General features: G+C 40.5%; 25 protein-coding genes and 1 pseudogene. 25 read left to right on the forward strand and 1 reads right to left on the reverse strand.

What is annotated here, in order from left to right; all coding sequences use genetic code 11:
- The first annotated feature begins 62 nt into the window (after positions 1–62).
- The 21 genes and pseudogenes from A6755_RS11245 to fni all read left to right on the forward strand — a co-directional run bounded on the left by A6755_RS11245 (position 63) and on the right by fni (position 19089).
- Entirely contained in the window at positions 63–1127 is a 1065-nt protein-coding gene (locus A6755_RS11245) for a YpbB family protein (RefSeq protein WP_063590686.1), read from the forward strand.
- Positions 1127–2632 (forward strand): RecQ family ATP-dependent DNA helicase, encoded by a 1506-nt coding sequence (locus tag A6755_RS11250; protein ID WP_063590687.1) that lies wholly within the window; start codon positions 1127–1129, stop codon positions 2630–2632. The genes A6755_RS11245 and A6755_RS11250 overlap by 1 nt, the downstream gene beginning before the upstream one ends.
- Positions 2622–3248 (forward strand): CPBP family intramembrane glutamic endopeptidase, encoded by a 627-nt coding sequence (locus tag A6755_RS11255; RefSeq protein ID WP_063590688.1) that lies wholly within the window; start codon positions 2622–2624, stop codon positions 3246–3248. The genes A6755_RS11250 and A6755_RS11255 overlap by 11 nt, the downstream gene beginning before the upstream one ends.
- Entirely contained in the window at positions 3226–4014 is a 789-nt protein-coding gene (locus A6755_RS11260) for a LysM peptidoglycan-binding domain-containing protein (RefSeq protein WP_034308077.1), read from the forward strand. The genes A6755_RS11255 and A6755_RS11260 overlap by 23 nt, the downstream gene beginning before the upstream one ends.
- Before the next feature lie 327 nt (positions 4015–4341).
- A complete protein-coding gene (locus A6755_RS11265; RefSeq protein ID WP_034308074.1) occupies positions 4342–4800 on the forward strand; it encodes a YpbF family protein in 459 nt (152 codons plus the stop codon).
- Positions 4801–4894: 94 nt separating this feature from the next.
- Positions 4895–5710, forward strand: a complete 816-nt coding sequence (locus A6755_RS11270; RefSeq protein WP_063592512.1) for a metallophosphoesterase — start codon at positions 4895–4897, stop codon at positions 5708–5710.
- Positions 5711–5808: 98 nt separating this feature from the next.
- Entirely contained in the window at positions 5809–6702 is an 894-nt protein-coding gene (locus tag A6755_RS11275) for a MerR family transcriptional regulator (RefSeq protein WP_063590689.1), read from the forward strand.
- Between the two features lie 91 nt (positions 6703–6793).
- On the forward strand, positions 6794–7369 hold the full coding sequence (locus A6755_RS11280; protein ID WP_063590690.1) for a genetic competence negative regulator: 576 nt from the start codon (positions 6794–6796) through the stop codon (positions 7367–7369).
- Between the two features lie 269 nt (positions 7370–7638).
- Entirely contained in the window at positions 7639–8916 is a 1278-nt protein-coding gene (locus A6755_RS11285; RefSeq protein WP_048681753.1) for a Glu/Leu/Phe/Val family dehydrogenase, read from the forward strand.
- Between the two features lie 153 nt (positions 8917–9069).
- Positions 9070–10038 carry a YpdA family putative bacillithiol disulfide reductase gene (locus tag A6755_RS11290; RefSeq protein WP_034308062.1) on the forward strand — a complete coding sequence of 323 codons (969 nt, stop codon included), beginning with the start codon at positions 9070–9072 and terminating at the stop codon, positions 10036–10038.
- Between the two features lie 27 nt (positions 10039–10065).
- On the forward strand, positions 10066–11031 hold the full coding sequence (locus A6755_RS11295) for an asparaginase (protein ID WP_034308060.1): 966 nt from the start codon (positions 10066–10068) through the stop codon (positions 11029–11031).
- 97 nt (positions 11032–11128) lie between these two features.
- Complete coding sequence (gene prsW, locus A6755_RS11300) at positions 11129–11815, forward strand: glutamic-type intramembrane protease PrsW (protein WP_034308057.1); 687 nt, start codon at positions 11129–11131, stop codon at positions 11813–11815.
- Between the two features lie 136 nt (positions 11816–11951).
- Entirely contained in the window at positions 11952–12776 is an 825-nt protein-coding gene (sleB, locus tag A6755_RS11305) for a spore cortex-lytic enzyme (protein ID WP_377307351.1), read from the forward strand.
- Positions 12777–12790: 14 nt separating this feature from the next.
- On the forward strand, positions 12791–14146 hold the full coding sequence (gene ypeB / locus A6755_RS11310) for a germination protein YpeB (RefSeq protein WP_034308052.1): 1356 nt from the start codon (positions 12791–12793) through the stop codon (positions 14144–14146).
- A gap of 231 nt (positions 14147–14377) precedes the next feature.
- Positions 14378–14548: pseudogene (locus tag A6755_RS28230) on the forward strand (flagellar brake domain-containing protein); the annotation flags it as partial.
- Between the two features lie 73 nt (positions 14549–14621).
- On the forward strand, positions 14622–14900 hold the full coding sequence (locus A6755_RS28235; RefSeq protein ID WP_377307289.1) for a PilZ domain-containing protein: 279 nt from the start codon (positions 14622–14624) through the stop codon (positions 14898–14900).
- A gap of 127 nt (positions 14901–15027) precedes the next feature.
- Positions 15028–15213, forward strand: a complete 186-nt coding sequence (locus A6755_RS11320) for a YpfB family protein (RefSeq protein ID WP_034308049.1) — start codon at positions 15028–15030, stop codon at positions 15211–15213.
- A gap of 195 nt (positions 15214–15408) precedes the next feature.
- Positions 15409–16083, forward strand: a complete 675-nt coding sequence (gene cmk / locus A6755_RS11325; protein ID WP_034308047.1) for a (d)CMP kinase — start codon at positions 15409–15411, stop codon at positions 16081–16083.
- Positions 16080–16667 carry a lysophospholipid acyltransferase family protein gene (locus tag A6755_RS11330; protein WP_170956575.1) on the forward strand — a complete coding sequence of 196 codons (588 nt, stop codon included), beginning with the start codon at positions 16080–16082 and terminating at the stop codon, positions 16665–16667. Before cmk ends, A6755_RS11330 begins: the two co-directional genes overlap by 4 nt.
- 216 nt (positions 16668–16883) lie before the next feature.
- Positions 16884–18023 carry a 30S ribosomal protein S1 gene (rpsA, locus tag A6755_RS11335; protein ID WP_053535602.1) on the forward strand — a complete coding sequence of 380 codons (1140 nt, stop codon included), beginning with the start codon at positions 16884–16886 and terminating at the stop codon, positions 18021–18023.
- A gap of 19 nt (positions 18024–18042) precedes the next feature.
- Positions 18043–19089, forward strand: a complete 1047-nt coding sequence (gene fni, locus A6755_RS11340) for a type 2 isopentenyl-diphosphate Delta-isomerase (protein WP_034311292.1) — start codon at positions 18043–18045, stop codon at positions 19087–19089.
- Positions 19090–19155: 66 nt separating this feature from the next.
- On the opposite strand, the gene A6755_RS25705 is transcribed toward fni, so the two are convergent.
- Entirely contained in the window at positions 19156–19287 is a 132-nt protein-coding gene (locus tag A6755_RS25705; protein WP_065311210.1) for a YpzI family protein, read from the reverse strand.
- A gap of 112 nt (positions 19288–19399) precedes the next feature.
- Between A6755_RS25705 and A6755_RS11345 the strand changes: the two genes are divergently transcribed.
- The 4 genes from A6755_RS11345 (at position 19400) to A6755_RS11360 (ending at position 24611) form a co-directional block, all read left to right on the forward strand.
- Positions 19400–20020: a YphA family membrane protein gene (locus tag A6755_RS11345; RefSeq protein ID WP_063590691.1), complete on the forward strand. Its 621-nt coding sequence runs from the start codon at positions 19400–19402 to the stop codon at positions 20018–20020.
- 497 nt (positions 20021–20517) lie between these two features.
- Positions 20518–21828, forward strand: coding sequence for a ribosome biogenesis GTPase Der (gene der / locus A6755_RS11350; RefSeq protein WP_034308039.1), 1311 nt, complete (start codon positions 20518–20520; stop codon positions 21826–21828).
- Positions 21829–21844: 16 nt separating this feature from the next.
- A complete protein-coding gene (locus tag A6755_RS11355; protein WP_034308035.1) occupies positions 21845–22897 on the forward strand; it encodes an NAD(P)H-dependent glycerol-3-phosphate dehydrogenase in 1053 nt (350 codons plus the stop codon).
- 376 nt (positions 22898–23273) lie between these two features.
- On the forward strand, positions 23274–24611 hold the full coding sequence (locus A6755_RS11360) for an APC family permease (RefSeq protein WP_063590692.1): 1338 nt from the start codon (positions 23274–23276) through the stop codon (positions 24609–24611).
- Positions 24612–25084: the final 473 nt, after the last annotated feature.

Genomic DNA, 25084 nt, shown 5'->3' on the forward strand with positions numbered 1-25084 from the left:
GGTTTTTGCAGATTTTTGTTACAATGGGTTTATTGGTTAAATGAAACAAGGATGTGAGTCCCATGAATAATTATCTACAGGCCATCATTCTATATGCGATAAAAAAATTTCAAGGTGAGCGCTCCATTTATGCTATATACCATATGCTGCAGGGTAAGAAATCGTCACAAACCATCCAAGATGCCCACTTATTCGGGTTAACGGATATTTTTGGGACAATACCTCGATTTACCCGTCAGCAATTAAATAAAAACATTGAACATTCACTTAAGCATGGCTTAATTAATTTAACGGATAAAACGGATGCATATGAAATTAGTTTGCAAGGTGAACGAATGTTGGACGATTACTTTAAAAATAATCCTTTTCCGGAGTATTTAAATGGTTGGAAGTATCACAATATCACCCCTGTTTTCTGGGGAAGGTTAAACTTACTTATTCAAACCATATCCCATATTGTCCACAATGAAAGACGTTTTTATCCGATACAACGAAATCCCAAAATCCAATTCTTCGTAAAGGAATTTTTACATGCCAACCGTCAGGATCGAGCGTTGATTGCCCAACATCTATATGATGAACTGGTATCCCTTTTAGAAAATCAAAGTGATATGAAACGAGACATTTTCATTTTGAAATTGACCGGGATAAACAGGATTGGTCTTACGTTTGAACAGATTGCAAAAAGGAAAAATGCGGAAGAAGAGTATGTTCGCTATACATTCCTTGACTCATTGCATCAAATGCTTGCAGAAATGGAAACGGGTGGTGATTACCCTCTCTTATCCTCATTAACCAATGATTGGAAAAGAAGTGGTAATCCTCATTTGACACAATCTACAAAGACTACTTTACGATACATCCAGGAAGGGAAAAACCTCGGTGAAATAGCTGAAATCCGCAGATTGAAAGTCAACACCATCGAAGATCACCTCGTAGAAATTGTTTTATCGGAAAAAGATTTTCCGATTTCCGATTATGTGACGATCGAGGATGAGAGGGAAATTGCTGAAGCGATTGAGGAACTTGGTACAAAAAAGCTTAAAGCTATCAAGCAGATGGTCGATAATAAACAAATAAGCTTTTTCCAAATAAGACTTGTACTTGCGAAAATAGGTGAGAGATGATGAACATGGAACGAGTCCTCAAAGAAAAATTCGGTTTTGATGAATTCCGTCCTGGACAGAAGGAAGTGGTTGAATCATTGATGTCCGGCCGTCATACATTAGCGATGCTCCCAACCGGGTCAGGTAAATCATTATGTTATCAGCTGCCGGCTTATCTGGTAAATAAGACTGTCATAATTGTCTCCCCGTTATTATCTTTAATGCAGGATCAAGCGGATCAGCTGAAGATGAGCGGCGAAAAAAGTGTATTGACCCTCAACTCTTTTTTGACGCTTAATCAAAAAAGGAAAGCTTTCGATAGGTTACATAGTTATCGATTTATCTTTTTATCTCCTGAAATGCTGAGCATCGATGGTGTGATAAAATCCTTGAAATCCATAGAAATAGGTTTGTTCGTCATAGACGAAGCACACTGCATTTCACAATGGGGGTACGATTTCCGTCCAGATTATTTGAATTTAGGAGAAGTGAGGCGTGAACTGAATAATCCGTTGACGCTTGCCCTGACGGCAACTGCAACCGATGAGGTCCGGAGGGACATCGTTGTTAAACTTAACATTGGGCAGACCGAGGAAATGGTCTCATCCGTTGATCGTGAGAATATTGCCATTATTATCGAGCGAATGTTCAGCTACGATGAGAAGCTAGCCCGTGTGCTGGAGCTTGTCAGGAAATTTACCGGAAGCGGAATTATTTATTTTTCCTCTAAAAAAGTGGCGGAATCAGTCGCTGGGTTTTTACAGGATAACGGGATCGATAGTGTCAATTATTATCACGGTGGAATGGAGCAGGAACAAAGGATGCTCATTCAGCAGCAATTCATTTCCGGCCAGTTGAAAATCATATGCGCAACAAGTGCTTTTGGAATGGGTGTGAATAAATCGGATGTCAGATATGTTATCCATTATCATATCCCGTCCACGATGGAAGCATATCTTCAGGAGATTGGCAGGGCGGGGCGAGACCGGAAACAAAGTGTGGCTGTCTTATTATATAGCGAAGGGGATGAAGGGCTTCCCCTTCATTTGATGGAGCAACAGTTGCCTACGGATTCGCAAATCGATGGTGTATGTTCTTTCCTTAATGAATCACAAAAGAATCTGGCTAGTTTGACCCCCTCAGAAAAAGAGCAGCTGTCGCAATCCTTTTCGTTGAACGAAATCCAGCTCCGTTTTTTTACCCAGTTTATTATGGGCAATAACCAGGATCAAGTGGCAGAGATGAAAGAGTATTGTCAAAAGAGGAAAACCAGTAATCAAGAAAAGCTGCATAAATTCCTTCACTGGATATATGCACAGAAATGTCGCCGTTCAGGGATACTGGACTATTTTGGAGAAAAGCATCGGGAAGCGAACCCCATCTGCTGTGATATCTGTGGGATGGATGCCGAAAAAATGGCTGATGTATGGCCGGAAGTAAAGGTGGATCCGGCTAATTCCTTTTCAACTTGGAAAAAGGAATTGGCTTATATCTTACTAAAGAAGGAAAATGGCAATGAAAAATAAGCAAGCTGAATTAATTAAACAACTTACAGATAGACAGTTGCTATATAATTTGTTTCTTACACAAATTATTCTCTTAACGTTAGCCATCTTTTTAGGTATTATTTTATTTAAAGACCGTTCTGCTTTTTTCGACTTATTTATCTTTAATGACCTGAACATTTTGCTGATTGGTGTTCCTTCTGGAGTCATTGTCGTGTTAATTGACATATTGCTTATGAAAGTGACACCATCTTCCTATCAGGATGATGGCGGTATTAACGAACGCATTTTCAGTAATTTGTCATACCCGATGATATTTGTCGTAGCTTTGGTGGTAGCGATAAGTGAAGAAGTATTATTCCGTGGAGTGTTGCAAACACATTTTGGTTTGCTTCTTACGAGCCTCATTTTTGCAGCCGTTCATTATCGTTACCTTTTTAATTGGTTTTTATTTTTAAATGTATTGGTTTTGAGCTTCTTTATCGGGTTTCTATTTGAAATAACTAATAATATCATCGTGACGATAACGGCCCACTTTTTGATTGACTTTATCCTTGGTATTTTAATCAGGAACAAAAAGCAAAGAGGGTTTAGCAAGAAAGGGGGTGACTTGAATGAGCCGGGTGCAAAAGAATGAAAAAGAAAATGATCAGGCTGGTGAACTTCGTTCGCGAATTGAACGCCAGAAGGCTAAGTCATCATTGCCCAAACGGAGCAAAGTCCACCAGAATAAAAAGAAAAAAAGTAAAGTGAAGATTAAACTTCCAATGATACAATTATTAGCGTTATTTTTCATTTTGCTTCCAATTGGATTTTACAGCCTTTATACATATTTTCAGGATAGGCCTTTACCTGTTACTAAAAGTGACCAAGTCGTCTTAAAAGAGGAAGATAAAGAATCGATTCCAACTACAGCAACGGCAGAGGACATAAAGGAAAAAGAGTCGGCAAAGGCTGAAGCGGAGAAAGAAAAAGAAGAAGCTGAGGCTAAGGCTAAAGCCAAAGCGCAGCAGGAAGCTAAGGAAAAAGCCAAGGCACAGCAAGAAGCAGAGGAAAAGGCTAAAGTGCAGCGAGAAGCTGAGGCTAAAGCCAAGGCGCAGCAAGAAGCAGAGGAAAAGGCCAAAGCGCAGCAAGAAGCAGAGGAAAAGGCCAAAGCACAGCAAGAAGCTGAGGAAAAGGCAAAGAAAGCAGCAGCAGAAAAGAAAAATGTACAAGCCGCTAAACCGGATAAAGAGGGATACAAAGTTGTCTTACATACTGTTCAAGGTGAAGAAACATTATTTCGAATTTCCATGAATTACTACAAATCACAGGAAGGGATTGCTCTGATCAGGGAGTGGAATGGGCTGAATGGCAATGAAATTTCCAAAGGTCAGGTATTGAAAATTCCAATCAAGAAATAATGATGGCACCTTTAGAAAAAATCAAGTTTTTAAATCCTTCCATTTCAAAACAAAAAAGACTTTAGGCAAAAGGAGTTCTACCTTAATGTTAAAACAAAGTTGATTGGGGCGGGTGTTCGAGACGCCTGCGGAAAGCGAGTGCCTGAAGTGAAAATCAACATTCAAATTTTAAAAACCTAAAACGCCAGTCTGACCCTGTCTTTATAGGCAGGGTATTTTTAATATTGTTCAACTTGGTTAAGTATGATGGCCATCGTGACAGGTACATTATCATTTTTTCCTCTACTCTTTCATATCATGATTTGAAAGAGCAGAGGAGGAAATGCGATGGAATCGACAATCATTTTACTGGATGAGAAAACGGATCAAGCAACAAAACAAATGCTGCAAAATGTCGTGGATCGGAAGAAAAAATTCGAGGCACTTAAAAAGAAGCACCTTCAAAGCTTATGGGCAACCATGATTGTTGCTGTCCTTTTTATGATTTATCTTTATTTTTATATCGTTGTACCTTATTCCTATTCCTTTTTCAGTATGTTTAGTGTTTTCGTCGACCATTTTAGCCATTTCCTTTTTTTGGCGGCAGCGATTGGTCTATATGGATATATGGTTTTAATTAAAAAAAAGCTAGATAAAGCTGAAAAGGAGTTTCAACTGCTACGCTGTGAAATCATTAATAAAAGTAAGCAATTGTGGGAAAAAGAGGAAGAATGGAAAAATCGCCATAAGGTTTTTGAAATGATGAAGAAGAATTATGATATTAACTTATATCATGAAAATAAATGATGATCGCGTTAAATCATATTTAATTGCGGGTAATACCGTTTTATGGTTATATGAAAGTACGTTTGGATAAGGATGGAAAGAAGGTTTAACGATGATGTTATGGTTATCTGGATTATTTTTAATCATCATCCTGCTGTCATTTGCCATGATCTTTTACATGTGGCGTACGGCTATGCAAGATAGGGTGATTTCTCAAGACCTATATTTCAAAGACTTTCCTGAAGGCTTTGGCGATGTGCGGATTTTTTTTATATCCGATCTTCATCGGCGTATCGTTGCGGATAAATTGATTGAGGAAACACGTGACAAGGCAGATTTGGTGATAATCGGCGGTGACATTAGGGAAAGAGGGGTTCCCTTAGAACGTGTGGAAAAAAATATATTGAAATTAAAAGAACTTGCTCCCCTTTATTTTGTTTGGGGTAATAATGATTATGAAGGAGACTTCCATGAACTGGATGCGGCTCTTTTGAAACATGGGGTGAAGATCCTTGATAATACAGCTGTTTCTTTTGAGTCTCAGAATGGCAGCAAAATCGCTCTTCTGGGCATTGATGATATATCGGAAGAACGTGATAGGCTTGACCTTGCCCTGTCGGATTGCGGGAATGAAGATTTCCGGATTTTGGTGAGCCATAATCCATTGGTCAAGAAACAGTTGACTCCGGAACACCATATTAGTCTTGTCCTGTCAGGTCACACCCATGGCGGGCAGATTCGGATATTCGGATTCGGGCCCTATCAGATCGGAAGCGTTAAAAAAGAGGGGGACTGTATATATATGACGAGTAATGGCTATGGGACAAGCGCAGTGCCTTTAAGGCTTGAAGCTAAGCCTGAAACGCACCTCTTCACCCTGAAAAGGGGGACAGACACCGAAATAGGCGAAGCTGTGGAAAAAACCTATTAGGCTGCTTTTAAGCGAGCATACCGGGATTTTACAGACCTTGAAAAATCCACTATAATTTCATCAAATGATCGTACAATTATTGGAGGCCTTGTAAAACCATGCAAGAAGGTAAATATAATATAAAGGCAGTTTCAAAGCTGCTGGACATTCAGTCGGGAACCCTTAGGGCTTGGGAAAGGCGCTATAAATTTATCGAACCTGTAAGGAATGAATCGGGGCACCGGCTGTATACTGAAAAACATCTGCAAATCCTTAAGTGGCTCATTACTAAAACAAAGCAAGGTTTTACAATAAGCCAAGCCGTTTCACTTCTCGAAAGTACAGGCACCCTAGCGCCTGGAGTTCCTGAAACGAACCGTAAGGATGAACAAGCGATTAAGTTATCGGATGAATTAATCGAAGCTCTATTGAATTTCAATGAAAATAAAGCCCATATGCTGATAAGCCGAGCATTCAGTATGTATACAATCGAACAAACCATAGTGGATGTACTCGGTTCAATAATGGTTCAGATTGGGGATAAGTGGGAAAGGGGAGAAATTACTTCCGCTCATGAACACTTTTCGTCGAACATAATAAAATCCAGGATCAGTTCGGTTATGCATACAATTCCGACTAATGGTTTTCTTCCGAAAGCCCTTACCGTTTGCGCTCCCGGTGAAAAACATGAATTTGGACTATTGATCTTCACCATTTTTTTGAAGCGGAAAGGGTATGAAACCATTTATTTAGGAGAATCCATTGCTGATAAGGACCTTTTCACCGTTTTAAACATCATTAAGCCCTCTTACCTATTCATGTCATGTTCACTGAAAGAGAATCTTGGTGGAACATTTAAGCTGGTTGAAGCGTTAATAAAGGATTTTCCGGATTTGAAGGTGGGTCTTGGCGGTGCGGCTTTGAGCCTTATTTCTGAAGAAGACCGAACTGCCTTCAGCGGAGTCTTAATGGGGGACACGCAATCGAAATGGGAGGAGTGGCTTAAAGGTTAGCGACGGCCTTATTAGGAGAAATAATGGATATGCACTCTAAGACCAAGGCTTCATATGATGTATGAAGATGGTAACCAGGGGGCATTTTTTTATGAAGCTGGAACGATTAACTAATAATAAAATCAAGATTTTTTTGACCCTTGATGATTTAATTGATAGAGGCATAACGAAAGAAGATATTTTAGGGAATTCCTTAAAGGTCCACAAGCTATTTCAGGATATGGTCGAAGAAGCGTGCGAAGAACTCAGCTTTAAAATGAGTGGCTCCATTGCAATCGAAATTTTCTCCTTGCCTGCACAAGGGTTGATAATCATTGTGACAAAGGAAGAAGAGGAACTATTGGCAGACGAAGAGGAATTTTTGGATTTACAGGTGAAAATTGATGATTTCCCCCATATTCTTTATGTTTTCGATGACTTTGAAGATATCGTCCAATTATCTCATAGATTATCTTTTCAAGGTTTGCTTAAAAGTACCCTTTATCATTTTGAGGGTAGATACTATTTACTTATCGAAAATGTTAAAGACACGACATATGACACGGTCATATCTCTAGCGGCTGAGTATGGTCATGCATCTACATTGACACTCAGCCGCATCGATGAATATGGAACATGTATAATCGAAAATGAAGCGATACATGTTTTGCTCAAACATTTTAGCTGATGTAAAACAAAGAAGACAAGGCAGCCGCATTTCGGTAAAAAAATGCGGTTTGCCTTTTTTTATGTCAACTTTCGGCCGAACAAGATATACGGTAAAAGAGTAAGAAAGCAGTTGATATGATAACGTTTTCATTTTTAGAATATTTCCAACTTTTAATTTCCCGTTTTTACTCTTGCATAAATGTAACGAAGGTGTATACTAGCCATGAAGAGGACTATTTGTACATTATAATATTATATATGGATGAGATATTCTAGGAGGTACTTTTAATGGAATCGGCAAAAGGCAATAGCCATGTAAATGAAGAAGAAAAACACGACGTACTGAGGTCAACCCAAACTGTAATACATAAAGCTTTGGATAAGCTGGGTTACCCGGAAGAAGTTTTTGAGCTGTTGAAGGAACCTTTGCGTTTATTGACGGTGAAGATACCGGTACGCATGGATGATGGATCGGTTAAAATTTTCACGGGTTACCGTGCGCAGCATAACGATGCTGTTGGGCCTACAAAAGGCGGTATCCGTTTTCACCCTAATGTAACGGAACGTGAAGTGAAGGCATTATCCATTTGGATGAGTTTGAAATGCGGCATCGTAGATTTGCCATACGGCGGGGGTAAAGGCGGTATCGTTTGTGATCCTCGTAATATGTCATTCCGTGAGCTTGAAAGACTGAGCCGGGGCTACGTTCGCGCAATTAGCCAAATCGTGGGGCCGACTAAGGATATCCCGGCACCTGATGTATTTACAAATTCCCAAATCATGGCTTGGATGATGGATGAATACAGCCGTATGGATGAATTCAACTCGCCAGGATTCATTACGGGTAAGCCGCTAGTGCTTGGTGGTTCTCATGGCCGTGAATCAGCCACTGCTAAGGGTGTAACGATCTGTATCAATGAAGCTGCCAAAAAACGCGGCATCGATATTAAAGGGGCACGGGTCGTCATTCAAGGTTTTGGTAACGCAGGTAGTTTCTTAGCTAAGTTCATGCATGACGCAGGTGCTAAAGTCATTGGTATTTCAGATGCATATGGTGCACTCCATGATCCGGAGGGATTGGATATCGATTATCTTCTCGATCGGAGAGATAGTTTCGGAACCGTAACGAAATTGTTTAAAAGCACAATTTCAAATAAAGAACTGCTTGAATTGGAATGTGATATTTTAGTTCCGGCTGCAATCGAAAACCAAATCACTGAAGAAAATGCTGCGGATATCAAAGCATCGATCGTTGTCGAGGCAGCTAACGGACCTACAACAATTGAAGCGACACAAATCCTGACGGATCGCGGAATCCTTCTTGTTCCTGATGTGCTTGCTTCTGCTGGCGGTGTAACTGTTTCTTACTTCGAATGGGTACAAAATAATCAAGGGTATTACTGGTCTGAAGAAGAAGTGGACGAAAAGCTGGAAAAAATCCTTGTGAAATCTTTTAATAACATTTATGAACTTGCTCAATCAAGACGCGTTGATATGCGCCTAGCGGCTTATATGATCGGCGTTAGAAAAATGGCTGAAGCTTCTCGCTTCCGTGGTTGGATCTAAAAGGATTCAAATCGGTTTTAATATATAGTTAACATCATGTTCATTGCTTTATCATTGAAATGAATTGTAAAAACTCCTATCATGTATTGATAGGAGTTTTTATTTTTAGACGAACGTATCACATAGTGGATGGAAAGGCAGTGGAGAATAAAGATGAATGTTGAAGAAGTCATTATCATAGGTGGGGGCCCGTGTGGATTGGCTGCTGCGATCGCTCTTAAAGAAGTGGGAATACAGTCCCTGATCATTGAAAAAGGAAATGTGGTTGATTCCATTTACCGTTATCCGACACATCAAACATTTTTCAGTTCGAGTGAAAAACTGGAAATTGGTGATGTCGCTTTTATAATCGAAAACCGTAAACCGGTCCGCAATCAGGCGCTAGCCTATTATAGGGAGGTAGTCAGAAGGAAAGAATTGCGGGTCAATACATTCGAAAAAGTGGAAAAAGTGGAAAAAAGAGAAGATGGCAAGTTTTTAGTAAAGACATCGAAAGGGGACTATACAGCTCTGCATGTGATCATATCGACCGGATACTATGACCATCCTAACTATATGTGCATACCGGGCGAACAGCTCCCTAAAGTATTTCATTACTTCAAGGAGGGCCATCCCTACTATAATTGTGATGTTGCAGTCATCGGTGGCAAAAACTCAAGTGTGGATGCAGCTTTGGAATTGGTCAAATCAGGAGCAAGGGTATCAGTCCTTTACAGAGGATCGGATTACTCTCCAAGTATCAAACCTTGGATTCTTCCGGAATTCGAATCATTAGTCCGCAATGGAACGATCAAGATGGAATTTAATGCGAATGTCGATAGGATAACGGAAGACAGCGTGATTTATCATGTAGGTGATGAGGAAAAAGTCATTAAAAATGATTTTGTATTTGCAATGACTGGTTACCATCCTGACCATTCCTTTTTAGCTGCAATGGGCATAACTATTGATAAGGAGACTGGAAGGCCTGCATATAACGAGGAAACGATGGAAACGAATGTTAAAGGTCTTTATATTGCAGGAGTTCTGGCAGCCGGAAATAATGCGAACGAAATCTTCATCGAGAACGGCAGGTTTCATGGTGGATTGATTGCCTATCATTTGGCCGTTAAAGAAAAGTGAATGATATAAATGAGGAGCTGTGACCGTATGGAAAAAATTTCATTAATAACGACTGGTGGGACTATTGCCAGTAAAGAAACTGCGAATGGGATGTTGGCATCTGGTGCATTGACAGGCCATGAGTTGGCCTCTCTTTGCGAATTGCCCAGCGATATCGAAGTTAAAGTGGTTGATCTTTTCCAGATTTCAAGCATGTCCATGTCCTTTGAGAAAATGCAGCAGCTTAAATCAGCCATACAAAAGGAATTGGAGGATCCTGAAGTTACGGGGATCGTCGTGACACACGGTACGGATACACTTGAAGAAACGGCATATTTCCTTGATGTCACGAGTAATGACCAACGTCCAATCGTATTAACCGGCTCCCAACGTTCTCCTCAAGAAGTGGGCACCGATGTATATTCCAATCTAAGGAATTCGATATTATGCGCTGCAAGTGATCTTATTAGGGATGTTGGGGTAGTGGTCATTTTTAATGAGCGGATCTATTCAGCAAAGTATGTCAAAAAAGTTCATGCTTCCAATTTACAGGGATTCGAATCTTTTGGCTATGGATATTTGGGGATAATTGATAATGATGTCGTGAGCATCTATCAAAAACCTTTACATAGGGAGTGTTTTGATATTCAGAATCTCATCCCAAGGGTCGATATCATCAAGTGCCATACAGGAGCTGACGGCCTCTTTATTGATGCTGCGGTTGCAAACGGTGCGAAAGGCATCGTGCTCGAGGGTGTAGGAAGGGGACAAGTCACCCCTGTAATGGTAACCTCCATACAAGCTGCAATCGATAAAGGAATAACGATCATCATGACTACAAGTGCAGAAGAAGGAAAAGTGTACCCAGCTTATGATTATGAAGGCAGCGCATTTGATCTAAAACAACGCGGTGTGATTTTAGGCGCTGATTATGACAGCAAGAAGGCACGAATCAAGTTAGCTGTCATGCTGGCAAGCGAAAACCCTATAGATGAGACCTTCTTTAAGTACTGAAGGATTAAATAAAGTATGGAAGAGTTGATTCTTGGATTCAGTTTTTCTTCATTCCATGGTACGATTAAGGAAACGAAGATGAAAAGAGGGTCAGCTAATGCTGGTCATGTTGTCAGCGGCTATTGCGCCAGGATTGGCGCTACTGAGCTATTTCTATTTGAAAGATCAATATGAGACAGAACCGATATCGGTTGTGGTCAAAACATTTATATTCGGTGTTTTTCTTGTATTGCCGATTATGTTCATACAGTATGTGCTCGAAACCGAACATATCTTGAATACGGATTTAGCAAATGCTTTTTTATGGGCTGCACTGCTTGAGGAATTCTTCAAGTGGTTCATACTCATTTACGTTATTTATCAGCATGTGGCATTCGATGAGCCATATGATGGGATTGTTTACGGAGCTGCAGTCTCCCTTGGATTCGCCACAATGGAGAATATTTTGTACCTGCTGGCCAACGGGGTGGAACACGCTTTTCTCAGGGCGGTTCTCCCAGTATCCAGTCACGCTTTGTTCGGTGTGATCATGGGATATTATTTGGGCAAGGCGAAATTTTCGGCTTCGAATAATAGGGTCTATTTATTATTGGCATTGATCATACCAATTTCGTTACATGGGGTTTACGATTATATTTTGGTTTCCCAAAAATTTTGGGTGTACTTTATTATGCCATTCATGATTTATCTATGGTGGTTAGGCATGAAAAAAGTAAAGAAAGCACGTTTGTTGTCTGACTTTCACGCAGAAAAACTATCACAGAATCACTACCTTAGCAAATGACGAATACTATCAAAAAACGGAGTGCTGGCATATTTTGCCCGCTCCGTTTTTTTTATGTTTGGAATAAAAAAGCCAGTAAAGAAGAAAATAGAATTACATTAATTCAAGAAAAAGAGGAGTGTTTTTGATGAAAGGAATTTCGTCAAAATGGAAATGGCTTTTGCTGTTTTCGTGTATAACTATATGTTTCGGAATTTACCCGGAAACAAGAACAAATGCCTTTTCGAGCCAAATCATTCAAAAAGGTGCGGTTGGAGATGATGTAATTGAACTGCAGGCACGCCTGCAAAACATCGGTTACTATAAGGGAAAGATTGATGGAGCCTATGGATGGGGCACTTATTGGGCACTTCGAAACTTTCAACAAGATTTCGGGCTGCCAATCGATGGTTTAGCAGGGACTACAACAAAACAGAAGTTAGCGAATGCGTCCAATTTCAATAAAGCATGGATTCATGAGCAAATCAATAAAGGAAACGAGTTCACCTATTTTGGGGGAGTCCCCATTGAAAAACAGGTAAAAGCGAAAGGGAATGGAACTGGAGGGACCGCAACCGGAAAGGCCCCTTCCAAACCAACGACATCTGCCAATCTTCCAGGTGGTTATTCTCAAAACGATATACAGCTGATGGCCAATGCCGTTTATGGAGAGGCGCGAGGGGAGCCATATACAGGTCAGGTTGCCGTTGCAGCTGTAATCCTGAATAGGGTGGAAAGTGCTGCATTTCCTAATACCATTTCGGGAGTGATTTTTGAACCTGGGGCGTTTACGGCTGTTGCGGATGGACAGATTTGGCTTACACCGAACGAAAGGGCAAAGGAAGCCGTGGTGGATGCTATCAATGGGTGGGATCCAAGCGGTAATGCAGAATATTACTTTAATCCCGATACGGCAACAAGTAAATGGATCTGGTCAAGGGAACAAATTAAAAGAATCGGAAAACATATCTTTTGTAAGTAAAGAGGTGAAGGAAAATGATCAGGAATATAGTGATTGCCCTGCTTGTTGTAGTTGTTGCGGGAACTGCATTCTGGGGTTATCAAGAACATAAGGAAAAAAATGCTGTATTAATCAACGCGGAAAATACGTATCAGCGTGCCTTTCATGATTTAAGCTATCAAGTGGATTTATTGCACGATAAGGTCGGCAGTACTTTGGCCATGAATTCACGTTATTCATTAAGTCCGGCGTTAACAGATGTTTGGCGTATCACTTCCGAAGCCCAGAGTGATGTCGGGCAGTTGCCATTGACCTTGCTTCCTTTTAACAAGACAGAGGAATTTTTATCGAAAATTGCGGACTTCAGTTATAAAACGGCGGTACGGGACCTTGAAAAAGAACCATTGGATGATAAGGAATATGCGACACTGCAATCCTTGTACACACAGGCAGGAGACATCCAGGGCGAGTTAAGGAAAGTGCAGTATCTAGTCCTTAAAAACAATTTAAGATGGATGGATGTCGAGATGGCTCTTGCATCAGGGAAAGAAAATTCGGATAACACGATCATTGACGGATTAAAGACGGTAGAGAAAAAAGTATCTGGGTACGGGGAAACAAATGAGATGAACCCGACTTTTACTTCTGCACAACAGAGGGATGAAAATTTTAAAAATTTGCAAGGTGAAACCATTACGAAAGAAGAAGCAATCGCGACAGCAAAAAACTATGCACACTCAAAAAGCAAAAATTTGAAGGTGAATGTGGAAGAAAACGGAAAAGGTTCCGATTATGGATTTTATAGTGTGAGCATCCTCGATAAAGATTCAGATACTGAATTGAATATGGATTTGACAAAAAAAGGCGGTTACCCTATTTGGTATATCAATAATAGAGATGTGAACAAAACAAATATTGATTTGAATCAAGCCCATACAAAAGCCGAAGCTTTTTTAAAGGAACATGATTTCAGTTCACTTGAATTATTTGAAAGTGCTCAATACGATAATATCGCATTATTGAATTTCGTAACATCAGAAAATGGAGTCAAGATTTACCCAGATTCAGTCAAGGTCAAAATCGCATTGGATGATGGATCCGTTATAGGTTTTTCAGCTGATGAGTATTTAAAATCACATAAAACCAGGGAAGTGGGTAATCCGAACATATCCGAGAAAGAAGCAAAGGACAAAATCAACAGCAACGTAAAAATAATGGAAGAAGGAAAGGCGTTAATCACCAATGATATTGGTGAAGAAGTTCTTTGTTATGAATTTCTCGGTACGATTAAAGACGATACCTACCGAATTTTCATTAATGCAGATACCGGTCAAGAAGAAAAGGTGGAAAAACTAAAGAATTCCGAACCGGTATATGAGAATTTAATTTAAAACAATCGCCAATCATAAGGTGTAGGGAAATGTGCTTAGTCACTTTCCCTTTTTCTTATGACATAATAACTTCATGATTATTGGATTATATGGGGAATTTCGTAGGGATATTATGTGGTTTCCTCCTATCGAAAAGGACGTGGACGACGATGTTTAAAATTTGGTGATATATCAATGCTCGAACCGAAATACATACCACAGAAGGAAAAGTTCAATTGAATGGTTGTAGAAATGGGAACGGGTTGTTTCTATACGGACTTTCCCATCGATGTAGAGACTGGGAAAATTGCATTGCTTATGGATGGGACACAGTTCAATGTCACATTTTCCAATGAAAAGCAGGCTGTTTATGTATTCGAGTCTGAAGTGCCTGGAAAAGTGAAAGGTAGAATACCCATGATGCAACTATTGCTGCCCGAAGCAGAAACGTTTGTTAAAATCCAGTGGAGGCAAACTCGTACGCCTGGATGTAACCTTGGATACGGCGATTTATCCAGAACATTCCGAGTTTACCCCTTTTCGCACATTAACGGAGGATATCAGCGCTGGAGGAGCTTCCATAAGGCTTTTAATAGGCACTGCAATTCAATCGTTTTCGCAATTATACCTGTGGATGCCGCTTACGTTGAAATCAGGTGAGTTTCATTATTTAAGGTTAAAAAGCAAAGTCATTCGCGTAACGGAAAAGAGCATGGAAATATGCTGCTGCACGTCCAATTTTTTGAACCTTCAAAAAATGATATTCAGACATTAATGAGGTTTATATTTGAAAAGCGGGTGGATTTAAAGAAAAAAGGTTTGCATGTTTAACTTGATTGAATGAAAAACAGCGATTCCATCCATACTGCTAATATAAACGGATGGAGGGTGCGGCGGCTTATATGAAAACATTTGAAAGACTATTAATTAAAGTGATCATCATCCAATTGGCCTGCTTATTTTTTTTCCAATTCCTTTTGAGCAGGGAGGATCAAATCTTTGATTTGACCAAGCTCTCGAGGTATGAAGGTGTCACCAGCAATAATTATACGAAAATCATTGAAACATTCAATGGGCCCCATAAGTAAAAGCGGTGATACCCGCTTTTTTTTGTAAGAAGATATTCAGTAAAAGGATAACTTTTGATGGCTGTTGGGATCAAAAAAAGAACAAAGGTGATTTTAAACGTACACATCCCTTTTATTAATGATTTTCCCGCTAGTTGTGATAAAATGAAAAGGTACTAAATAATCAGCATGATTGTAGGATTCTTGGGAGGATTTATGAAAAAAAAATTATCAGTCGCAATCGATGGACCAGCTGCTGCTGGAAAAAGCACGGTTGCTAAAATTGTTGCAGAAAAGTTCAATTACATATATGTGGATACAGGGGCAATGTATAGGGCCATTACCTATAAGGCCCTTAATCAAAAGATACTTCTTGGTGATGAACAAGCATTATCAGAAGTTCTCATCAATACGGAAATCGAATTAAGACCAAGTGAAAATGGGCAGTTGGTTTTCTTGGATAACGAGGACGTGACAGCCCAAATCAGGAACAATGAAGTGACTGGTTCCGTTTCGGAAGTGGCCAAGCACCGGAGCATCCGGGAGGAATTGGTTCGCAGGCAGCAAATCTTAGGTGAAAATGGCGGTGTCGTCATGGATGGCAGGGACATCGGTACGCATGTGTTACCAAACGCCGAAGTAAAGGTATTTCTAATCGCTTCTGTGGATGAAAGGGCACAGCGGAGGCATCAGGAAAATATATTGAAAGGTTTTCCATCAGATATCGAAAAATTAAGGGAAGAAATCGCAACAAGGGACAAGCTGGACTCCGAACGCGAGGTATCGCCATTGAAAAAGGCAGCGGATGCTATCGAAATCGATACGACCTCATTATCGATTCAGGAAGTTGCAGAAAGTATCATGTCTTTAATAGAAGAGAGGAAAAGATGACATTGGATTTTTACACATTTGCCAAGAACATCGTAAAAGGCGTTTTAACGCCTTCGTTTAGGGTTAAAGCACTCGGAAAGGAACATATCCCTAAAGAGGGCGGGGTATTGATCTGTGCCAATCACATTGATAATTTGGATCCGCCAGTAGTTGGCATGACGTCTCCAAGGGATATTCATTTCATGGCGAAAGAAGAGTTGTTTCATGCACCTGTTTTAAAGGGTATATTACCAAGAGTAAATGCATTTCCCGTGAAACGCGGCAATAGCGATCGGGAATCCCTTAGGAAAGGCTTAAAGCTTTTGAAGGAGGGCAAGGCGATTGGTCTGTTTCCCGAGGGAACCAGAAGCAAGACTGGTCAATTGGGAGAAGGTTTGGCGGGGGCCGGATTTTTTGCGTTGCGGTCTGATGCCGTTATCATACCGTGTGCAATCATCGGCCCATATAAATTTTTACGTCCATTGAAGGTCGTTTACGGTCCTCCAATAAATTTTACCGAATATCGTGAACAGAAAATATCAGCCGATGAAGCCACCAAGATCATCATGGAGCATATTGGGAAATTGATTTCCGAGCATAAATAGTCCTTCATACTTGACAATTTTCTGATTTTGTTAGAATTTATAAAATAAGGGTATTGTTCCTTATTGCCGATGAAAAGGAATTATAACTTTATTACTCTAAAAAAAACTGTTTTTATCTTTATTGGGAAAGTGTTTTTATTGAACCACTTTAAATAAAATATGTGGCCGATGAAGAGGAAATTTGCTGATCAGTCATGGGTTAAGGAGGAGTTAGTAATGACAGAAGATATGAACCAAGTAGAAGTGAACAATTACAAAGTTGGGGATCAAGTTAAAGCAACCGTTTCAAAGGTAGAAGAAAAACAGGTCATTGTCGATGTGGAAAACAGCAAGACTGATGGAATCATACCTATCAGTGAGCTTTCAAGCCTGCATGTCGAAAAGGCGTCAGATGCCGTTTCGGAAGGTGATGCATTGGAGCTGGAAGTCATTAAAGTCGAAGAAGAAGCTCTCATTCTATCAAAACGTAAAATTGACGCTCTTAAGGCATGGGATGACCTGGAATTGAAATTTGAAAATGGAGACGTATTTGAGGCTGAAGTTAAAGATGTCGTCAAAGGCGGGCTTGTCGTAGATCTAGGCGTACGTGGTTTTGTTCCAGCTTCTCTAGTAGAAGACTATTTCGTTGAAGACTTTTCTGATTACAAAAACAAAACTTTAACATTCAAGATCGTTGAACTTGAGAAAGACAAAAATCGCTTAATCCTCTCACATCGGGCAGTGGTCCAGGACCAAAAGGAAAAGCAAAAAGCAAACGTCTTGGATAAGATTGAAAGCGGGCAAGTGCTTGAGGGTGTGGTCCAAAGGATTACCGATTTTGGTGCGTTCGTGGATATTGGTGGCGTAGACGGCCTTGTCCACATTTCCCAGCTTTCCCATCAGCATGTCGACAAGGCATCCGATGTCGTGTCTGAAGGGGATAAGGTGCAGGTGAAAGTGCTATCCATCGATCGTGATAATGAAAGGATTTCACTTTCCATCAAGGATACCCTTCCTGGACCTTGGGCAGGAATAGCAGAAAAAGCTGCCAAAGGCTCTACACTGGAAGGTATCGTCAAACGCCTTGTTTCTTTTGGTGCATTCGTGGAAATTTTTCCAGGCGTAGAAGGGCTTGTCCATATATCACAAATTTCACACAAGCATATTGCCACACCGCAAGAAGTACTTAAAGAAGGCCAGTCTGTCGAAGTGAAAGTGCTGGAAGTCAATGAAACGGATCAGCGTTTATCATTGAGCATCAAGGAACTAGAAGAACCCCAATCCAATTACAACACATCAGATTATGAGATGCCTGAAGAATCGAAGGGTTTTCAGTTAGGTGAAATGATCGGTGATCAATTGAAAAAACTAAAATAAGATAATAATGGTGATGGCCTTGGAGAGAAAACAACGAAAATTAGATCATATAGAATTTGCGCTTAAGACAGGACAGCAGCATCAAACCGGACTAGAAGATATTTCGTTTATTCACCAAAGCTTACCAGGTATTTCCTTGAATAATGTAAACCTCACAGCAGAAGTTGGCGAACTTGAATTAAGTTCGCCAATTTTTATAAATGCCATGACCGGAGGCGGAGGCCCTGAAACGGAAAAATTGAATGGTGACCTAGCCATTGCTGCAAGGGAAACGGGAATCGCCATGGCGGTAGGATCGCAAATGGCAGCCATCAAGGATCCTAGCCAGCAAGCTTCTTTCAAAGTTGTAAGGAAGGAAAATCCTGATGGTGTGTTGATTGGTAATCTCGGTGGTGAAGCAACAGTCGAACAGGCTAAGCGGGCAAGCGAAATGATCGGGGCCGATGCCCTTCAAATACATATTAACGTCATCCAAGAATTGACGATGCCTGAAGGGGACAGGGATTTTGCGGGTACCCTTTCGAGAATAGAAAAAATCAATAAAACGATCGGAATTCCTGTCATCGTAAAAGAAGTTGGATTTGGGATGAGTATGGAAACGGTGCGGCAATTACATTCCGTAGGTGTTTCAATCATTGATGTAGGCGGGTTTGGCGGAACGAATTTTGCTAAAATCGAGAATGAAAGACGAGCAAAAATACTCGGATATTTTAATGAATGGGGCATACCGACAGCCGCTTCGATTGTCGAAGCAGTGAATGTTTCACCGCAGCTTTCAGTCATTGGGTCGGGTGGCATTCAAAGCCCTTTGGAAATTACAAAAAGCCTGGCGCTAGGAGCGAAAGGTGTCGGATTGGCTGGACATTTCCTCAAGCTCTATAAAGAGTCGGGCTTGGAGCATTTAATTAAAGAAATACATTACATACATGAAGATTTAAAGGTCATCATGACAGCACTCGGATGCGGTAATATCTCAGAGCTAAGAAAATCGAAATTAGTCATCAAAGGAAATACCTATCATTGGTTATCTCAAAGAGGCATTGATTGTTCCGCGTATGCTAAATGAATGACCACAAAAAGGAAGCATCTCATTGAAACGATTGAGATGCTTCCTTTTTGTTCATGGATAGACTTAACTATTCCTTTTTCGTGCCTCTTCTGGGCTTTCCATTCTTGTTGCCCCTTTATGACCCAGTGATTGGTCCCTGTCGGACTCCACCCGTTTACTTTCTCTTAATTTCTTCTCTTGTCGATCTTTTCCCATGTTCACACCTCCTTTTTTAATGAATGGGGTAACGTTTCCTCATTAAATGCCGTGCTTAACGTTTATACTTTGAATAAACAACCCATAATGTTCCTAAAAGGGGGGACGCTGCATGGATGGAATTATATTTTATTGGATTTCATGGATAGTTTGGGTCATTGTCATGTATTTTATTCCGAAAACGGTTCCCTTTCGTTTTGATTTTCTTTTTCATCTATTAGCCGTAATGGTATTAGCGGGCTTTAAACTGGAGGCTCCGTTGGTTTCCGTGCATTTGAGCGGACCGTATCTTTTCTTTATTCTGTGTGTGTATATTAGGAAGAAAACAATCATCAAGATGATGGAACTGATCAGCGGAAGTCTTATTATCACTCTCGCTTATGCGAGTTTTCAACTTTTTTCTTTACTTGATCCGATATGGCTCATAATGAAACCCTCTTATCTTTTGTGTATTTTCCTGAATTATCTTATATTATTACTTTTTAAAAATTGGAAACATCGATTGTTCGTCCTTTTAATTGGGATGCTGCTGGGAGATATCATATATTCCGGATTACTTGCTTACCACTCTTTACCTTATGTGGCCCTTGCTTACGCATGGCATGATAATGCCGTGCTGGTATTGGGAGCAAACATACTGTGGAGAATGTTGGAACTGGTTGGCCAATACATTTATACAATTTCCCATTCGAGATTTTTATCAAAACAAGGAAAAGAGAATTTTAATCAATGAGTATGGAGAAAATTAATATGGGGTATTAGCTGTTTTATCAAAAGGCAGAAATATAAATGGAACCAATTGGAATTGGAAGGCTTTTATTCATACAATCATTGTTGATTGGCGAGAAATTTGTTACTATAGGATAGTTAGAGGTCTGTAGATAAATCGTAAAATGCTCTAAACAATTAAAAAGGAAGCCGTATGCCGAAGCTTTCTTCATTTTTTTGGGCTGTTTAGAATCAAGTTTTAGCATGCAGAGGGTTCAGCTTCATGTCACCTAAGGAACCGGGGCGTCAAGTGGACAAACCGCCCGTGAATACCTGATGAGTTTAACTGAACATCAGTTGGGATTATCCTTACTGATGAAAGATTCCTTTAAATGATGATGAATACAACCTTTTCCTTTAAAAGGGAATTATGAAAATCAATAATGCAAAGCAACCGTAATAAATGCATTCATGAATTTCGTGACTTTGACAGAGATATAGTAGCAGAAAGGGTGAATAGCAATGCCAAAACCGGTAATTGCGATAGTCGGTCGTCCGAACGTGGGAAAATCGACAATCTTTAATAGAATAGTTGGGGAACGGGTTTCGATTGTTGAAGACGTTCCAGGAGTGACCCGGGACAGGATTTATAGTTCGGGTGAATGGTTGACACATGATTTCAACATTATTGATACAGGTGGAATTGATATCGGTGACGAGCCGTTCCTAGAACAAATTCGCCAGCAGGCTGAAATTGCCATTGACGAAGCTGATGTGATAATTTTTATGACGAATGGTCGTGAAGGTGTAACGGCTGCTGATGAAGAGGTCGCAAAGATACTCTATAAATCAAGAAAGCCGGTTGTCCTTGCAGTAAATAAAGTCGATAATCCAGAAATGAAAGATCAAATTTATGATTTCTATGCGTTAGGTTTTGGCGATCCATTCCCGATCTCCGGGTCTCATGGACTTGGTCTTGGTGACCTTCTGGATGAAGCGGCTAAACATTTCCCTAAATTTGACGGCCCGGATTATGCTGATGATGTCATTAAATTCAGTTTGATTGGAAGACCGAACGTAGGTAAATCTTCTCTGGTCAATGCATTGTTAGGTGAAGAACGCGTCATTGTCAGTGATATTGAAGGTACGACTCGTGACGCGATTGACTCTCCATATAAGTATAATGGCAAAGAGTATGTCATTATTGATACAGCAGGGATGCGGAAAAAAGGCAAGGTGTATGAAAGTACGGAAAAATATAGCGTACTTCGTGCATTAAGGGCAATTGAACGTTCAGACGTTGTTCTTGTAGTCCTGAACGCTGAAGAAGGAATTCGTGAGCAGGATAAGAAAATTGCGGGATATGCCCATGAAGCGGGTAGGGCGGTCATCATCGTCGTCAATAAGTGGGATGCCATCGAGAAAGATGAAAAAACGATGAAGGATTTTGAGGAAAAGATCCGTGCTCATTTCCTGTTCTTGGATTATGCGCCAATCATTTATCTTTCTGCCTTAACGAAAAAACGGACACATACCTTAATACCGGTCATTGATCAGGCTAGTGAGAATCATGCTATCCGGGTTCAGACAAATGTATTGAATGAAGTGGTAATGGATGCCGTGGCAATGAATCCGACACCGACTCATAATGGCAACCGTTTGAAAATTTACTATACGACACAGGTAGCCATCAAGCCGCCAACTTTCGTCGTATTCGTTAACGATCCTGAGTTATTGCATTTCTCATATGAGAGATTTTTAGAAAATCGAATTAGGGATGCCTTTGGTTTTGAAGGAACACCAATACGAATTTTTGGACGCCAGAGAAAATAGTAAAGGTGGTTATACCGTGGTAAAAGAAAAAGAAAGTATCGCAGTGATTGGAGCTGGGAGCTGGGGGACTGCTTTAGCGCTTGTAATCGCTGATAACCAGCATGAAGTGAGATTATGGGGACATAACCAGAAACAAATCGATGAAATCAATCAAAATCATACGAATGAAAAATACTTGCCTGGGATTGAATTGCCTTTGGGGATTAAAGGTTATTCTTCCATTAAGGAAGCATTGGCCGGGATTGAAATAATAATCTTGGCTGTTCCGACAAAAGCCTATCGGGAAGTGCTTGGCCAGATTGAAGAGGCTCATGATAAACCGTTGACAATCGTTCATGTGAGTAAGGGAATTGAACCTGATTCCCTGCTTCGTATATCGGAAATGATTGAAGAAGTCTCTTCGTCAGAATGGCTTAAGGATATAGTGGTTCTTTCAGGACCGAGCCATGCGGAAGAAGTCAGTTTACGTCACCCGACAACAGTTGCCGTTTCTTCAAAGAATATGAAAGCTGCCGAAAGGGTTCAGGACATCTTTATCAATAATAATTTCCGTGTATATACGAATCCGGACTTGATTGGTGTTGAAATCGGAGGGGCTTTAAAGAACATCATCGCTTTGGCTGCCGGCATCACGGATGGTTTAGGCTATGGGGATAATGCCAAGGCTGCATTAATGACTCGAGGGTTGGCTGAAATATCCCGTCTAGGGGTGGCCATGGGGGCTAACCCACTAACGTTTTCAGGTTTAGCTGGGATTGGCGACTTGATCGTCACTTGTACAAGCGTTCATTCCCGTAATTGGAGAGCTGGGAATATGCTTGGTAAAGGGCAAAAGCTTGAAGAAGTTTTGGAAAACATGGGGATGGTCGTTGAAGGCGTCAGAACCACTAAAGCCGCCTATCAACTAGCCCAAAAGTACGAAGTGAATATGCCGATCACCGAAGCCTTGTACGATGTTTTATTCAATGGGGAAGAAGTGAAAAAGGCAGTTGACCTTTTGATGAATCGTTCAAAAACGAATGAGATGGAAGAACTTTTTAACATATTGGATAGCAGGCAGCAGGATTAATCTCCAATCTGTTGATTTTCATAAAAGAATTTCATTAAATTAGGCATTTGATGATGCGCCTTGCCGTGTATCAGCATACAATGCAACGAAAGTAAACTAGTAATTTGACCTCGGCACGGGGGATTTAGTCAAATGAGCAGAAGATATCTAAATATCTTCTGCTTTTTTTTATGGGCAAAAAATCTTCTATTTATGAATAATTGAATAGATTATTCAGATTTGCATAAATCATTCTACATATTTCCTTGTTTTTTGTTAAAAATCGACCCTTTTTTTTGGTATGAAAATTGCGAAGTGTAATATGACCAACAATTTATAAGGGAGGCCAGAAAAGTTTGTCTTAACTTTTCTCGCATAAAAGGAAGGGGAATGATACATGCAAACAGGTAATCTGAAAAGGTCATTAAACTTGTGGCATATCGTATTGCTCGGTGTTGGATATATGACGCCGATGGTTGTTTTTGATACATTCGGGATAGTTTCCGAAAAAACCGGGGGGCATGTGCCGACCGCTTATATCATTGCTCTTTTGGCAATGTTGTTTACAGCAGCCAGTTATGGAAAAATGGTTAAAATATATCCGCAGGCAGGTTCATCCTATACGTACACACAAAAAACGATCAGTCCGCATTTAGGCTTCCTCGTCGGGTGGTCTTCGTTACTTGACTATTTATTTTTACCGATGGTGAACGGCATTTTGACAAAAATATACTTAACTGCTCTTTTTCCGGAAGTATACCCGTGGATATGGGTGGTGGCATTTGTCCTTTTAATGACGGTCATTAACTTATTCAATGTTAATTTTGCGGCCAACTTTAATAGCTTCCTTGTTTTTTTTCAAATGTTGGTCATCGTCATTTTTGGGGCACTTGTCGTTAAAGGAGTCATGGGTGGAGAAGGGACTGGAGAGGTCTTGTCGGTTCAGCCATTCATCGGGCCCCATATGGAGATCTCGACGCTCATAACTGGTGCTACAATCCTTTGTTTTTCTTTTTTGGGGTTTGACGCAGTCACTACTTTATCGGAAGAAACGCCGAATCCATCCAAAACGGTTCCCCGGGCCATCTTTTTGACTGCCCTGATCGGAGGAGTTTTATTCGTGACGGCATCATTCTTTACACAGTTATTTTTCCCGGATGTTTCCCGTTTTAGCGATCCTGAAGCAGCTTCTCCGGAAATTGCCCTTTTCGTGGGCGGGAAGTTATTTCAGGCATTCTTTCTTGCAGGAACCTTATGCGGTACCCTTGCCTCCGGTCTTGCATCTCACGCTAGTGTTTCTAGGTTGCTATATGTCATGGGGCGTGACCAAATGATTCCGAAAAAACTATTTGGGTTTATCCACCCCAAATACAACACGCCATTTTTTAATGTCATCTTTGTCGGGTCGATATCACTGGTTGCCTTATTCCTTGATTTGGTTACGGCCACTTCCCTCATAAACTTTGGGGCATTAATCGCTTTTACCTTCGTGAATATTTGTGTAATCGTCCATTCGATAAGAAACAAAAGCTTCAGAACGATTAAAGGATTTCTTTCAACTATTCTGTCCCCGGTTTTAGGCGCGGCTTCGGTCTTCATCCTTTGGCTTAATCTCGAGATGAGTTCCTTGATTTTAGGAATAGTCTGGGCGGTAATTGGGATTGGTTATCTTCTATATCGGACAAAATGGTTTACGGAATCCCCTCCGCTATTCCAATTTGAAAAAGCACAGTGAATGTATTCTACTGTTTCATTACACGAGGGAGGGTGTTATATGCTGATGAGAAATGAAGAGGTCATTAATGCTATTGCTTGTTGTCTATTCCGTTCATGGCGTTAGCAACATGTATCCAGCGCTTAGGGCAAGAATATGTCGCTTAGTATGGTGCCCGGGAGCTTTCATGGTAATGCTTTTCCCGGCGTACGGTTATGTAATGTTGGCAAAGTCATTCCTTCGGCAGGTTCGGTGTAGGTTTATATGCAAAAGTCCATTCATACATATGCCTGTTTTTGCAGGTTAGTCGACACTGATGGATTAATTATTCATTTCAATTATATTGCTTTTAATATATTTCCTTTTGTACTGACCTTTCCATAAGCATTGAATTTACTGATTATTGTGACGGTTTCCGTATTATGGTTGGGAAAATGGGTGCGAATGCAATGCTGTACTAATGTTCGTCGCCTTGCTTTTGATGGTATTTATTT

It is taken from the genome of Peribacillus frigoritolerans, from assembly GCF_001636405.1.
GTDB lineage: Bacteria > Bacillota > Bacilli > Bacillales > DSM-1321 > Peribacillus > Peribacillus frigoritolerans.

Excerpts from the sequence above, each read along its gene's own strand:
- A6755_RS11345 (WP_063590691.1), top strand. The coding sequence starts at position 19,400 with ATGGATGGAATTATATTTTATTGGATTTCATGGATAGTTTGGGTCATT.
- A6755_RS11330 (WP_170956575.1), top strand. The coding sequence starts at position 16,080 with ATGACATTGGATTTTTACACATTTGCCAAGAACATCGTAAAAGGCGTT.
- A6755_RS11280 (WP_063590690.1), top strand. The coding sequence starts at position 6,794 with ATGAAGCTGGAACGATTAACTAATAATAAAATCAAGATTTTTTTGACC.
- prsW (WP_034308057.1), top strand. The coding sequence starts at position 11,129 with ATGCTGGTCATGTTGTCAGCGGCTATTGCGCCAGGATTGGCGCTACTG.
- A6755_RS25705 (WP_065311210.1), bottom strand. The coding sequence starts at position 19,287 with ATGGGAAAAGATCGACAAGAGAAGAAATTAAGAGAAAGTAAACGGGTG.
- der (WP_034308039.1), top strand. The coding sequence starts at position 20,518 with ATGCCAAAACCGGTAATTGCGATAGTCGGTCGTCCGAACGTGGGAAAA.
- A6755_RS11260 (WP_034308077.1), top strand. The coding sequence starts at position 3,226 with ATGAGCCGGGTGCAAAAGAATGAAAAAGAAAATGATCAGGCTGGTGAA.
- A6755_RS11295 (WP_034308060.1), top strand. The coding sequence starts at position 10,066 with ATGGAAAAAATTTCATTAATAACGACTGGTGGGACTATTGCCAGTAAA.
- A6755_RS11360 (WP_063590692.1), top strand. The coding sequence starts at position 23,274 with ATGCAAACAGGTAATCTGAAAAGGTCATTAAACTTGTGGCATATCGTA.
- A6755_RS11290 (WP_034308062.1), top strand. The coding sequence starts at position 9,070 with ATGAATGTTGAAGAAGTCATTATCATAGGTGGGGGCCCGTGTGGATTG.
- A6755_RS11255 (WP_063590688.1), top strand. The coding sequence starts at position 2,622 with ATGAAAAATAAGCAAGCTGAATTAATTAAACAACTTACAGATAGACAG.
- A6755_RS11285 (WP_048681753.1), top strand. The coding sequence starts at position 7,639 with ATGGAATCGGCAAAAGGCAATAGCCATGTAAATGAAGAAGAAAAACAC.
- A6755_RS11320 (WP_034308049.1), top strand. The coding sequence starts at position 15,028 with ATGAAAACATTTGAAAGACTATTAATTAAAGTGATCATCATCCAATTG.
- rpsA (WP_053535602.1), top strand. The coding sequence starts at position 16,884 with ATGACAGAAGATATGAACCAAGTAGAAGTGAACAATTACAAAGTTGGG.
- A6755_RS11275 (WP_063590689.1), top strand. The coding sequence starts at position 5,809 with ATGCAAGAAGGTAAATATAATATAAAGGCAGTTTCAAAGCTGCTGGAC.
- ypeB (WP_034308052.1), top strand. The coding sequence starts at position 12,791 with ATGATCAGGAATATAGTGATTGCCCTGCTTGTTGTAGTTGTTGCGGGA.
- A6755_RS11270 (WP_063592512.1), top strand. The coding sequence starts at position 4,895 with ATGTTATGGTTATCTGGATTATTTTTAATCATCATCCTGCTGTCATTT.
- A6755_RS11250 (WP_063590687.1), top strand. The coding sequence starts at position 1,127 with ATGAACATGGAACGAGTCCTCAAAGAAAAATTCGGTTTTGATGAATTC.
- cmk (WP_034308047.1), top strand. The coding sequence starts at position 15,409 with ATGAAAAAAAAATTATCAGTCGCAATCGATGGACCAGCTGCTGCTGGA.
- A6755_RS11245 (WP_063590686.1), top strand. The coding sequence starts at position 63 with ATGAATAATTATCTACAGGCCATCATTCTATATGCGATAAAAAAATTT.
- A6755_RS11265 (WP_034308074.1), top strand. The coding sequence starts at position 4,342 with ATGGAATCGACAATCATTTTACTGGATGAGAAAACGGATCAAGCAACA.